We start from the raw sequence: 12,101 nt of genomic DNA on the forward strand, positions 1-12,101 counted from the left end.
CCTCTGATCCTGATGCAAGAGTCGGAGCCAAAAGTGAGACTCATTTCTTCTTTGGCTATAAAGTTCATATGCTTGTCGATAGAGCCTCTCATCTTCCCATTGAGGTTACAGCCACTCCAGGAGATTCCGCCGACAGTCCCTACCTTATCCCTGGTAGCCATCTGATAGTTTGAGTTTCCTATTTAGCTGCTTAATGACATTTTCGGTTACATTATTGTCTCTTGGTAAATACTCATAGTGAAAATGCTTGGTTAAACGGCTGTAATGGCTAATAATCGATTTTATGATCGCTTTTTGATAACTTACTTCAACAGATGCTTAATTTTCATCAGATAGTCAAAAAATTGGTTGGCTTCCTCTAAAGTAGGAGCAAAAAGGATATTATTGATGGTTTTTCTCAAAATGGCGTTTTCTTACTCCAAATTGGTCTCTATTGGATCTTTACATGCTCTACCAGCCTGGTTTACCCAGTTCAAGGCTGTGACAGAGGATACTCCCATCCGCCTAGCTACGGTACGAAGCGATGTATTATCCTCTACGTATCTCAAAACGGCTTCTTCCATAAAATCTCCAGAATGCCTTAAACGTTTGTATCTTCTCAAGTTGAAATATTTATTGCAGTTTTTACAAAAGTACCTTTGCGTTTTCTTATTTGTCCTGCCCAACAATGTTTTAGGATTTCTATCTATAAACCCTTTTTTCTTTGTTCTGAAACTTAGACAATTCGGACAGCGTTTTTTTCACCATTTTAACTCCTTTACGAAGTTTAACTTTTATAATGTCCAAATTATATACTGTTTGCAGAGTTTAAGCCAAATTTAGGCTCACTTAACTTAACGCTGTCCTTATTTTAAATTTGCAGAAATTTGCCAAATTGATTGTGAGAAATTCGAATTAAGGATTTATCATGCCTGGTAAATAAGCATATTGAGGTCTGACCCCCTATGGGGTGATTTTTTGGATGATGGCGTCTGCCATCTCAGAGGTGGAAGCGGTACCCCCCAAGTCGTAGGTAACAGTCTTGCCTTCCTTGATCACTTCAGCGGTTGCCTTGAAGATTTTATCGGCGGCTTCTTTCTCCCCCATGTGCTTGAGCATCAAGACGCTGGAAAGAATGATCGCCGTGGGATTGACCTTGTTCTGTCCCGCATATTTGGGAGCACTTCCATGGACAGGTTCAAAGACCGCGCACCCATCTCCAATGTTCGCTCCGGGCACTATGCCTAAACCTCCAACGAGACCGGCACATAAGTCGGAGAGTATATCCCCATATAGGTTTGGACAGAGCAGGATATCGTATATCTCGGGTTTTTGAACTAGCTGCATGCACATGTTATCGACTATTCTGTCCTCGAATTCGACTTGAGGATAATCTTGGGCAACCTTTCTGGCACATTCTAAAAATAGACCATCACTGAACTTCATTATGTTTGCTTTATGGACCGCAGTGACCTTGCGTCGGTGCTCTTTCAGGGCGTATTCAAAGGCAAATCGGGCAATGCGCTCAGAGGCCCTACGGGTGATCCTTTTGATGCTCTCAGCCGTATCCTCATCCGCCATCCGTTCGATGCCTGCATAGAGATCCTCCGTATTTTCCCGAACTACCACGAGGTCGATATCGCTGTATCTGGATGGCACTCCCTCCAAAGAAAAAGCGGGTCTCAGGCAGGCGTACAAATCGAGTTCCTTCCTCAATGCCACATTGACGCTGCGAAAACCGGTCCCCACGGGTGTGGTAATTGGTCCTTTGATGGCGACCTTATTTCGACGGATCGAATCCAGAACATATTCAGGAAGAGGTGTCCCGTACTTATTCACCACATTCGCACCGGCTTGGACAACCTCCCATTCGATGGAAACCCCGGTAGCTTCCACCACTCGTCTCATCGCCTCAGTTATTTCCGGACCAATCCCGTCACCTGGAATCAGAGTTACGGTACGCATGTGACTAGGGACAGTCCCCTTCGGGGACAGTCCCTTAGAGTTTGAACTTACCGTGCTTTTTGAAGTGTTCAATGAGCCCTCCGTCCTCAAGTATATTTAACATCACCTTGGGCAATGGTTTTGTCTCGATCACGATTTCCTTGGTCAGATTCCTGATCTTTCCCTTCTCTATATCCACCTCAAGCTCGTCTCCTTGATCAATCTGTGACGCATCACAGATAAGTGCCGGGAGTCCAACATTTATGGCATTGCGGTAAAAAATTCGGGCAAAAGACCTTGCCAGTACACCACCAACGCCAGCGAGCTTGATGATGGCCGCTGCGTGTTCCCTGCTCGAGCCAAGCCCAAAATTTTTTCCAGCCACAATGAGGTCACCGGGCTTTACCTTCTTGGCAAAATTAGGATCGGCGTCCTCCAAGACGTGTTTGGCCAGTTCAGGTAGGTTAGTTCGCAGGTGGAATAACCGACCCGGCGCGATTAAATCGGTGCTTATATCATCTCCAAATTTATGAGCTCTTCCCTTAAGCTTCATAACCCACCAGTTGGAAGTTTGTTAGTTGGGAGTTGGCAGTGAATTAATTAAGCCACTTATCATCTTAGCGAGCTCAATGCACGCTCGGTAGCGAATTTGATACTCGTCGTGGGATAAATAATTCTGATCAAAAGATATGCAAATTAAGGGGACACTCATGCACCGATGAGCGTGACATACGGTAAAATTGTCTTTTCTCATTGTTATGGTATCTTCCTGCTCCTTCAGCGATATTCGATGCTATGGATAGAGCTGCTCTTCGCAGCTGATTCACTAACCCAAATTGCTCAGTCTTTGGAAATTTATTCGTTAATTTATAAATTAAATCTACGAACTTTAATTGATCTCTGATATACTTCCAATTTTTCGAACTCAAACTGCATTCTTTCCCCTCCCAACTACTAACTCCTAACTCCCAACTAGAGGTATTCTCGGGGGTCGGTGATTTTTCCTTCGATCGCCGATGCAGCTGCGGTGGCTGGGGAACATAGGTAGATGAAGCTCTCCGGGTTTCCCATTCGACCTTTGAAGTTTCGATTCTGAGTCGAGAGACAAACTTCTCCATCGGCTAATATTCCCTGGTGGACACCGATGCAGGGACCACACCCTGGATTGAGGATGACTACCCCAGCCTCAATCATCATCTCAAAAAGGCCCTCCTTAACCGCCTGAAGATAAACTCCCCTAGATGCGGGACAGATGAGAAGCCTCGTCCCGGGGTAGCATCTATTCCCCTTCAAAATATGAGCTGCGACGCGAAGGTCTTCTATCCTACCATTGGTACAGCTGCCTATGAAGACCTGATCCACCTTGGTCCCCTCGACTTCGCCGACCGGCTTGACGTTATCAACTTCGTGGGGAACGGAAACCATTGGTTCAAGAAGGGAGACATCTATCTCAACGATACGTTCATAACTGGCATCCTCATCCGATTTTACAATCCGGAAGTCTTCCTCACGACCTTGTGCTTTCAGAAAAGCCCTGGTGATTTCATCGGAATTGATCAATCCAGTTTTGGCTCCCGCTTCGACGGCCATATTACAAAGAGTGAACCTCTCGGACATGATCATATCCTGGATGGTTTCGCCCGTAAACTCCAAAGCCTTGTAGGTGGCTCCATCAGCTCCGATTAAACCAATGATGTGAAGGATTAAATCCTTGGCATAAACACCATATGGAAGCTCACCGTTGATAAGAATCTTTATAGTCTCGGGCACCCGAAACCAGGTCTTCCCAGAGGCAATGACTATAGCCACATCCGTTGAACCCATACCCGTGGCAAAGGCTCCGAGTGCTCCAGAGGTGCAGGTGTGAGAATCCGCTCCAACGACAACATCTCCGGGGCGCACGAAGGATTCAACCAATATTTGATGGCAGATACCTCCACCCACCTCCGAAAGCTGAACTCCGGTTTTTTGGGCGAATTCTCTTAATATCTTATGGGCATTGGAGAGTTCTTTACGGGGGCTTGGCGCGGCGTGATCGATGAAAAGTACAGTGCTCTTAGGATTAGCGATCTTTTCCAGATCCAACCCCTGCAGTTTTTGGATGGTCAGGGGTCCAGTCCCATCTTGAACCATTGCCAAATCAATTTCGGCTACCACGATATCCCCGGCATGAGCATCCCTTCCGCTGTGACCACTCAGGATCTTCTCGGCTATGGTCTTGCCCACTACTTCTTTCTCCTCTTCAAATAATCCTTATAGATGTACATCAATTCCTTGTCGAAAAGTGCTCTCTTCAGCTCAACGGCAGCTGCTCTGACTTCCTTAAGGATATCTCGAGCTTCCTCCTCGGTGAGCTCAATGCCATATTCTCTAAACTTAACTATGATGGAATGAGTCCCGGAATGCTTGCCGATGATTATCTGACGCTCCAATCCTACCTCCTCGGGAGTGAAAGCCTCATATGTTGCAGGATGTTTAAGCACACCATCGGCATGAATGCCCGATTCGTGGGCAAAAACATTGGTGCCAACGATTGCCTTCCATACCGGAACGGTACGAGCTGAAGCATTGGCTACATACTCTGAAAGCTCGCGGAACATGGCAGTCTTAAACCCAAGTTCGATTCCCCCGATATGCTTCATGGCCATTACCACTTCCTCCAAGGCAGCATTCCCAGCTCGTTCGCCGAGTCCATTGACGGTGGTATTGACCCATGTAGCACCGGCTTTTATACCCGCCAGAGCGTTGGCGGTAGCCATCCCGAAATCGTTGTGAGTGTGCATCTCTATCTCCACACCCAATTCCTTCTTCAAAATTCTGATTATCTCATAGGTCTTAAATGGCTCTAAGATACCCAGCGTATCGCAGTATCTCAATCTATCCGCACCGTGTTCCTTCGCCGTTCTTGCAAACTCGATCAAAAAGTCAAAATCGGCTCGAGAAGAATCCTCCGCATTGACCGATACGTAAAGACCGTGGCTCTTCGCGAAATCAACTGATCTCTTCACACTATCCAAAACCCAAGCTCTATCCTTCTTAAGCTTGTGTTGAATATGAATATCGGAGGTTGAAACGGAGACGGCGACAGCTGAGACTCCGCAATCGAGAGAATGCTTGATATCTTCGATAACCGTTCTATTCCAGGCCAGGATACTTGCCTTTAGACCCAAATCCGCTATTGTTTTTACGGCTTCTTTCTCATCCCCACCCATTGCCGGAATTCCGGCTTCTATTTGGTGCACTCCCACCTCATCCAAAAGCCTGGCGATCCTTATTTTTTCATGATTGGAGAAGACGACCCCCGCCGTTTGCTCTCCATCTCTGAGGGTGGTGTCATCGATCTTTATCGCCGGTATGGACTCTTCCTTAAACATCAATTCAGCCTCCAGTTTATCGCTCACAGTACTCCCTCCAGCATCGATATTAGTGAAAAATTTCTTTTAATTTTCCTCATTTAATTTTCCTCATTTTAAGGTAAAGAGGACGCCGATAGCAAGAACCCTCGAAGTCGGTAGTGGGGAGTCAGGAGTTGAGTAAAGGCAAATTTTTACCGCCACTCCCGACTAAGAGACTCCCGACTTGTTAAAGGCGCTCCCTCAACAATTTGTTTACAAGCTGGGGATTGGCGCGTCCCTTAGTGAGACGCATAACTTGCCCGACCAAAAAGCCCAAAGCTCTTTCCCTACCCTTTCTATAATCCTCAACCACACCCGGATTTTCCTCCAAAACTAATTCCACGATTCTAGTGAGTTCTTCTTCATCGGTGATTTGGGTTAACCCCTTTTCTTCCACGATGATTTGGGGAAGCTTACCCGTCTCGAACATCTCCTCAAAAACTGCTTTGGCAATTTTCCCGCTTATCGTTCCATCGTCGATGAGCTTGAGGAGTTGAACCAGGTGCTTTGGGGTAACGGCGCATTCGTCGATCTCCATATTGGCCGCGTTTAGATGATACAGGAGCTCCCCCATCATCCAGTTGCTCACCTTCTTGACATCGGAGTAACTCTTCATGCACTCCTCAAAGAAATCGCCGAGGGCTTTGGAGGAGGTGAGGAAGGAAGCATCGCTGCTAGATAAAGCATATTGCTCCTGAAAGCGCTTCTTCCTGGCATCGGGAAGCTCGGGGAGACTGACCCTTAAACTTTCAATCCACTCCCGATCGAGTTCTATGGGTACCAGATCCGGTTCCGGGAAATAACGATAGTCATGAGCATATTCCTTGGTACGTAAGGATGTGGTTACATTTTTAACATCATCCCAGTGTCTGGTCTCCTGTTCTACGACTCCACCCTGCTCCAATATTTCCTTTTGTCTCTCCACCTCGTACGCCAAAGCCCGCTGGAGGGCTTTGAAGGAGTTCATGTTTTTCACCTCAGTTTTTATTCCAAGCTCCTTTGAGCCCACGGGGCGAATGGAGACATTGGCATCGCATCGAAGCGAGCCCTGTTCCATATTGCAATCGGATACTTCGAGATGCTCCAAAATGCTCTTTAGCTTCTGAAGGAAAGCTTTAGCCTCGTCTGGTGAACGAATGTCGGGTTTTGTTACGATCTCCATGAGTGGTACTCCGCTTCGATTGAAATCCACTAAACTATATTCCGCTCCAGCGATTCTTCCCGCTCCCCCGACGTGAACGAGTTTCCCAGTGTCCTCCTCGAGGTGGACCCTGGTGATGCCCACCCGCCTGCTATGACCATCCATCTCAACTTCGATATAACCATTGGTGCAAAGGGGCAAATCATACTGGGATATCTGATAGTTCTTAACCATGTCGGGATAGAAGTAATTCTTGCGGTGGAATTGACTGAACGGGGCGATATTACAATTCAAGGCGAGACCCGTTTTCACCGTATATTCGATGGCCTTCTCATTTATCACCGGAAGAGAACCGGGCATACCGAGGCAAACTGGGCAAGTCAAAGTATTGGGCTTTTCGCCAAAAGTTCGAGCCGAGCAGCCACAGAACATCTTGCTCTCAGTCAGAAGCTCGACATGGATTTCTAAACCGATGACTACCTCATACTCCATAGGGACATCCCTCAATCAATCTTTCCACTGCAATAATTAAGTGAATTTTTGAATTTTACCTTTTTGACCCCGAAACTTGTCTGTTTCTATTATAAATCTTTGACCATCATTCATGTAAAATGAATCACAGATTCGGTTTTTCCTCGTATCCAAAATTTCGCTCAAAAGTATAGGCGACCCTCAAGATTGTTTCCTCATCCAAGGGCTTGCCCATTATTTGAAGACCGACGGGTAAACCATCTGCTTGCCCACAGGGGATGGAAATGGCGGGAATACCGGCCAAATTCACCGGGATGGTGCAAATATCCGACATATACATGCGCAATGGATCCTCATATTTCTCACCTATTTTGAAGGCCACCGTGGGCGAAGTAGGCGAGATTAAAACATCGAACTTCTCAAAGGCTTTGTTGAAATCATTTACGATCAAGGTTCGGACTTTCTGGGCTTGACCATAGTAAGCTTCATAGTAGCCGGCAGAAAGAGCGTAAGTCCCAAGCATTATGCGGCGCTTAACCTCACTGCCAAAGCCCTCAGCTCGCGTCCGGAAGTACATCTCCATAATGTCCTCCACCTTTTGAGGAGTTCTATATCCATACCTTACCCCATCAAATCGAGCCAAATTGGAGCTCGCCTCAGCGGGAGCGATGATATAATAAGCAGAAAGTGCATAATCGAGATGGGGAAGAGAGACCTCCTGACAAAGGGCACCCAAATCTTCCAGAAGCTTAATGGCATTCTCTATGGCCTCTCTCACCTCGGTTTGGATTCCCTCCCCCATCAACTCCACGGGTACTCCAATCTTCAAACCCTTAACCTCGTTTACCAGAGCCTTCATATAATCGGGTATCTTAACCCTTAAAGATGTAGAATCAAGGGGATCGTGACCGGCGATATAGTTCAAAAGAAGGGCACAATCGGTTACATCCTTGGTTATAGGACCGATTTGATCAAGAGAAGAGGCAAAAGCCACCAACCCGTACCTCGATACCAACCCATAGGTGGGCTTGAATCCCACCACTCCACAGAGAGCAGCGGGTTGACGTATCGATCCTCCCGTATCGGATCCGAGAGATAAAATGGCTTCACCGGCAGCCACCGCAGCTGCGGATCCACCGCTGGAACCACCTGGAACGGTCTCTAAGTTCCAAGGATTACGGGTAACGAAAAAGGCGGAGTTCTCCGTGGAAGAACCCATGGCGAACTCATCCATGTTCGTTTTGCCCGTGAGCACGATGTCCTGAGCGAAGAGTCTTTCAACAGCCCTGGCGGTATAAATAGGAATATAGTTTTGGAGAATCTTCGAAGCGCATGTGGTGAGCAACCCCTTTGTGCACATATTATCTTTTATAGCGGTGGGGATGCCGGCCAAAGGTGATAGCTGCTTCCCAGCCTTTATTTTCTCATCGACTTCGCGAGCCTTTGCCAACGCTCGCTCCTCAGTTAGGGTAATATAGGCTCTGATTTTGTCCTCGACCTGCCCTATGCGAGAAAACACGCTCCGGCAGAGCTCGACCGCGCTTATCTTGCGCTCTTTGAGCATCTTGTGAAGTTCGTGAGCTGTCAATTTGTATAGTTCCATTGAACTCCTTATTAGTCGGGAGTCTCTTAGTCGGGAGTCGGTAGTCAAATTCTTTAGACTCTAGACTTATCCCTCATCCCTTAAACTAAAGACTAGATGATTTTGGGGACTACAAATGCACCTTGTTCCCTTTTGGGTGCATTGGAAAGCACCTCTTCTCGAGGAAGAGAAAAGCGTGTTCTATCATCGCGAAATACATTCTTTAAAGGCAAAACGTGGGATGTGGGAGGCACCTTAGAAGTATCCAATTTGGCAATCTTCCCAGCATGATCCAATATTTGGCTGAGCTGTTTGGTGAACCTCTCCTTCTCCTCCTCGGTAAGAAAAAGCCTAGCCAACCAGGCAACATGCTCTACCTCTTTTTTGCTAATCGCCATTGGGGACAGCCCCCCTCAATTAACTGTAGTAATCGCAGAAATTGGTTACTCTCTTAAATGGTTCACCGTTCACAGTTCACGGTAGTTATAGGTTCATAAAACCATAAACTTGTGCTCAGGGCCGCTTGCAGAGCGAGTGTGAGCGACGGCGTCGCGAGCGCGATTCGAGCAGCTGCGTCAAATTGACTTAGCGAAGCGGATGTCGATTTCGCACTGCAACAGTAAGAGCAGCCCAAAACGAACCCGAAGCTCAAGGGTGGCCCTTTGAGCACTTTGCATTGAAAATTATGACCCATGTATAGTAATTATATCGAGATTAAGCGCGTAAACAACCTTCAACCATAAATAGAGTATATCAAAACCACGGAAATGAGATTGTTCAAGGCATGCAGAATTATGGGTGGTCCCAAAGACCCCGTCTTCTCATATAAATAAGCCAGGACCACTCCGATTATGGTCACTGGGATCAAAAGCCATGATTGGGCATGAAAAAAGGCAAAGATTAAAGCACTGGTGATAATACCTCCTGTGATCCCGATGCTCTTCCGTAGTGCGGAATAGATAAAGCCTCTGAAAAAAACCTCTTCGGCGATGGGGGCTACCACAGCAGCTATCGAAAGAGCGAGTATCAATCCAAGATAACCCCGTCCGAAAAGACGAGGTATACCCGTAATCAGCTCTGGTGAAGGCTCGAATTTGAACACAACAACGGCAATGATAGCATACAATGCCACTAAAGCTCTAACCAAGATCAACCAAACGAAGCCCAATTTCAAGCCGAGCCAAAGATTGAAGGAAGAAAAGCCTAGATCCTTTAATCTCCCACGGTGAGTTCTAACTCCATAATACCAAGCTACTGAAACTAAAAACCCGTAAATTAAGAGCATTTGAAATGTTCGAACTATAGGAGAAGCAAAGGGAATTTTGATGGGAAGAGTCTGAAGGGAAAAATTCAGCAAAATTAAAAGTATTAAGATGAACAGACCCTTGCCGACATCCTTTAATGTCCAAAGAACCTCTCGATCATCCACTTAACAGCCTCACATACTATTTTATATCTTTTTTATGCCCTAGACATAAATAGAGTGATCTCTAAGAGCCATCCTTACAGACACTAGCTGCTGCCCCGAAAGTTGGGGCTGCGGCACTCTCAGGGCGAACGCCCTCCATAAGTTCGGGTCGGGCCGTTGCCGCTGCTGTTCCCGTACGGGCTTAACGGTTCTCGCCTGTCTGCCGACAGGTAGGCAAATGCACTCTCCAGGATACTCTTATCGAATTATTAAGCGTGAATTATGTCTAGGCTATATCTTTTTTTCTATCTTTTCAACTCTTTCGAAGATGATAGCTGGCTTACCTTTATACATCACCTGTTTTTGCATATACCTTTACGGGATACAGATGGGAAGATATGAGAACAGGTTTGGATTACGACGAGCTCCCTTATTCATGGCGACAAGTTGGTGTATCACGCCCGAATGGCTTGGAATCTCTTTCCACTCTATGAGTGGACTAGACCTATATGCGGAATGTATATTCATTACGATCCCGATTCTGCAAATGATGTTTTTGTAAACTATTATGCTGCGGACTGGTGGGCACGAACAGAACTTGTTAGTGTATACTGGGCAGGAAGTTGGTGGCATAGTGAGGTTGATGTAAGAATAAATACCAAATTTGTGGATCCCACATATCGAAATGCTTATCCGGCTCCTGGTCACGGTGATGGTCAAGGAATCACAACACATGAATTGGGCCATTTTGTTGGTTTAAATCACAGTTATTATCCAACAACGATGTATGGATCCCCAATAAATCCTAACGGTCAAGTTGAGACAGTTTATATGAGGGATCTTCATAGTGATGATATATTCGGAATGAATGCACTTTATCCACCTCTCCATCGTTTATACCACGGAGGAATACATGATCACTTCTACACTGCAAGTCTTGGAGAGGCGAATTTTGCTGATGCGAATTTAGGTTACAGCTATGAAGGACATGCGGGCTACGTTTGGACTTCCGCAGAAAGAGGCACAACATCTCTTTATCGTTTGTGGCATGCAGGAATAGGAGATCACTTCTATACGACAAACCCTGCTGAGAGGGATTTTGCTATCGGTTTAGGTTATGCATATGAGGGAATAGCGGGTTATGTCTGGCCTACCCCTTATAGAGCTGGTAATGCAGCCTTCTATCGTTTATGGCATGGAGGATTGGGCGACCATTTCTACACCAGAAGTTGGGATGAAGTACTCTTCGCTACCACCCTGGGCTATGCATACGAGGGAATTCAGTGCTATGTGCACGCAAGGTGAGATGGAAAGAGAGTGAAGTGAGTTGACTAAAAGGATAAAAATCCTGATTCTGGCGATTCCTATAATAGTGGTTCTAATTGTAGCCAGCGTTACTATCCCAAAAATGCTTTTTGAGAAGACGCCCCCCAAGGAAATTTCGAAATTACCAAAGAAAATAGAAATTCAACCACTGTGGGAGCTAAAGGACATCCCAAATCTCGCCAAAGAATCTGACGTCATCGTCAAGGGCAAAGTGGTAAAAATTCTGCCCAGTGTAGAACTTCCATCAATTGTACAACCGATTTATATTGGGGAAAATGAAATTAAAGAAGCGGAAGAGAGAGGAGAGACAGACTTCATTGGAATTTTGGTTAGCGAGGAGGCTGAAAGGGCTGAGGAAATACAAAAGTCGGGAGGAAGAGTTCCCCATTACAACTACAGAGCTAAGACCAAAGCCGATGCCGAGAGGCTCAAGAAAGAGCTTGAATCGGACACCTTCATCTGCACAGATAAAGTGATCGAGGTGGATGAGTATCTCAAGAACCCTTTGGGGAAAGATGAGATCATCGTCAGAGAACAAGGAGGAAAGATTGGCAATACAACTTGGGCAATTGTGGGTTATACCCCCCTAAGAGTGGGTGACGAAGTCATTCTGTTCCTAAGAGACCTGGAAAAGACCTTTCTAAAGCGGTATCAAAGTGCGTGGGAACCCGTAAAGAATAGGTATCAAATTTTGGCGGGTCCTTCCGGAAAGTTTTACATCGAGGGAGATAGGGCTGTTAATAAGGATGTCCCCGAATTGAGCAAGAGCCTCAGCGAGCTCGAGGCCGAGGTAGAAAAGTAGGTAACGTAAACTATTGTGTGTAAATTCTTTTAATAGAAATATTTAGGGTGTAT

General features: G+C 46.1%; 12 protein-coding genes. 2 read left to right on the plus strand and 10 right to left on the minus strand.

Annotation, left to right across the window (positions count from 1 at the left end):
• Positions 1-413: 413 nt before the first annotated feature.
• The 10 genes from QMD66_07495 to QMD66_07540 form a co-directional block, all read right to left on the minus strand.
• Positions 414-602 (minus strand): transposase, encoded by a 189-nt coding sequence (locus tag QMD66_07495; GenBank protein MDI6822669.1) that lies wholly within the window; start codon positions 600-602, stop codon positions 414-416.
• 340 nt (positions 603-942) lie between these two features.
• On the minus strand, positions 943-1,944 hold the full coding sequence (locus tag QMD66_07500; protein ID MDI6822670.1) for an isocitrate/isopropylmalate dehydrogenase family protein: 1,002 nt from the start codon (positions 1,942-1,944) through the stop codon (positions 943-945).
• A gap of 34 nt (positions 1,945-1,978) precedes the next feature.
• On the minus strand, positions 1,979-2,476 hold the full coding sequence (locus QMD66_07505) for a 3-isopropylmalate dehydratase small subunit (protein MDI6822671.1): 498 nt from the start codon (positions 2,474-2,476) through the stop codon (positions 1,979-1,981).
• A 127-nt stretch (positions 2,477-2,603) separates the two neighbouring features.
• Positions 2,604-2,852 carry a four helix bundle protein gene (locus tag QMD66_07510; GenBank protein MDI6822672.1) on the minus strand — a complete coding sequence of 83 codons (249 nt, stop codon included), beginning with the start codon at positions 2,850-2,852 and terminating at the stop codon, positions 2,604-2,606.
• A gap of 43 nt (positions 2,853-2,895) precedes the next feature.
• A complete protein-coding gene (locus QMD66_07515; GenBank protein MDI6822673.1) occupies positions 2,896-4,149 on the minus strand; it encodes a 3-isopropylmalate dehydratase large subunit in 1,254 nt (417 codons plus the stop codon).
• A complete protein-coding gene (gene nifV, locus QMD66_07520) occupies positions 4,149-5,297 on the minus strand; it encodes a homocitrate synthase (protein MDI6822674.1) in 1,149 nt (382 codons plus the stop codon). The genes QMD66_07515 and nifV overlap by 1 nt, the downstream gene beginning before the upstream one ends.
• Positions 5,298-5,505: 208 nt before the next feature.
• Positions 5,506-6,951 carry an Asp-tRNA(Asn)/Glu-tRNA(Gln) amidotransferase subunit GatB gene (gene gatB / locus QMD66_07525; protein MDI6822675.1) on the minus strand — a complete coding sequence of 482 codons (1,446 nt, stop codon included), beginning with the start codon at positions 6,949-6,951 and terminating at the stop codon, positions 5,506-5,508.
• Between the two features lie 124 nt (positions 6,952-7,075).
• Positions 7,076-8,533, minus strand: a complete 1,458-nt coding sequence (gatA, locus tag QMD66_07530) for an Asp-tRNA(Asn)/Glu-tRNA(Gln) amidotransferase subunit GatA (protein ID MDI6822676.1) — start codon at positions 8,531-8,533, stop codon at positions 7,076-7,078.
• 92 nt (positions 8,534-8,625) lie between these two features.
• Entirely contained in the window at positions 8,626-8,910 is a 285-nt protein-coding gene (gatC, locus tag QMD66_07535) for an Asp-tRNA(Asn)/Glu-tRNA(Gln) amidotransferase subunit GatC (GenBank protein MDI6822677.1), read from the minus strand.
• Between the two features lie 335 nt (positions 8,911-9,245).
• The gene (locus QMD66_07540; protein ID MDI6822678.1) at positions 9,246-9,941 is read right to left on the minus strand and encodes a type II CAAX endopeptidase family protein; all 696 of its coding nucleotides are present in this window, start codon (positions 9,939-9,941) and stop codon (positions 9,246-9,248) included.
• 444 nt (positions 9,942-10,385) lie between these two features.
• Between QMD66_07540 and QMD66_07545 the strand changes: the two genes are divergently transcribed.
• Together QMD66_07545 and QMD66_07550 are read left to right on the plus strand one after the other, a co-directional pair.
• On the plus strand, positions 10,386-11,225 hold the full coding sequence (locus QMD66_07545) for a hypothetical protein (protein MDI6822679.1): 840 nt from the start codon (positions 10,386-10,388) through the stop codon (positions 11,223-11,225).
• 22 nt (positions 11,226-11,247) lie between these two features.
• Positions 11,248-12,048 (plus strand): hypothetical protein, encoded by an 801-nt coding sequence (locus QMD66_07550; GenBank protein MDI6822680.1) that lies wholly within the window; start codon positions 11,248-11,250, stop codon positions 12,046-12,048.
• Positions 12,049-12,101: the final 53 nt, after the last annotated feature.

The sequence above is a fragment of the Actinomycetota bacterium genome, from assembly GCA_030018275.1.
In the GTDB taxonomy this organism is placed as follows: Bacteria; Actinomycetota; Aquicultoria; order Subteraquimicrobiales; family Subteraquimicrobiaceae; genus Subteraquimicrobium.

Excerpts from the sequence above, each read along its gene's own strand:
- QMD66_07500 (MDI6822670.1), bottom strand. The coding sequence starts at position 1,944 with ATGCGTACCGTAACTCTGATTCCAGGTGACGGGATTGGTCCGGAAATA.
- QMD66_07505 (MDI6822671.1), bottom strand. The coding sequence starts at position 2,476 with ATGAAGCTTAAGGGAAGAGCTCATAAATTTGGAGATGATATAAGCACC.
- nifV (MDI6822674.1), bottom strand. The coding sequence starts at position 5,297 with ATGTTTAAGGAAGAGTCCATACCGGCGATAAAGATCGATGACACCACC.
- gatB (MDI6822675.1), bottom strand. The coding sequence starts at position 6,951 with ATGGAGTATGAGGTAGTCATCGGTTTAGAAATCCATGTCGAGCTTCTG.
- gatA (MDI6822676.1), bottom strand. The coding sequence starts at position 8,533 with ATGGAACTATACAAATTGACAGCTCACGAACTTCACAAGATGCTCAAA.
- gatC (MDI6822677.1), bottom strand. The coding sequence starts at position 8,910 with ATGGCGATTAGCAAAAAAGAGGTAGAGCATGTTGCCTGGTTGGCTAGG.
- QMD66_07545 (MDI6822679.1), top strand. The coding sequence starts at position 10,386 with ATGGCTTGGAATCTCTTTCCACTCTATGAGTGGACTAGACCTATATGC.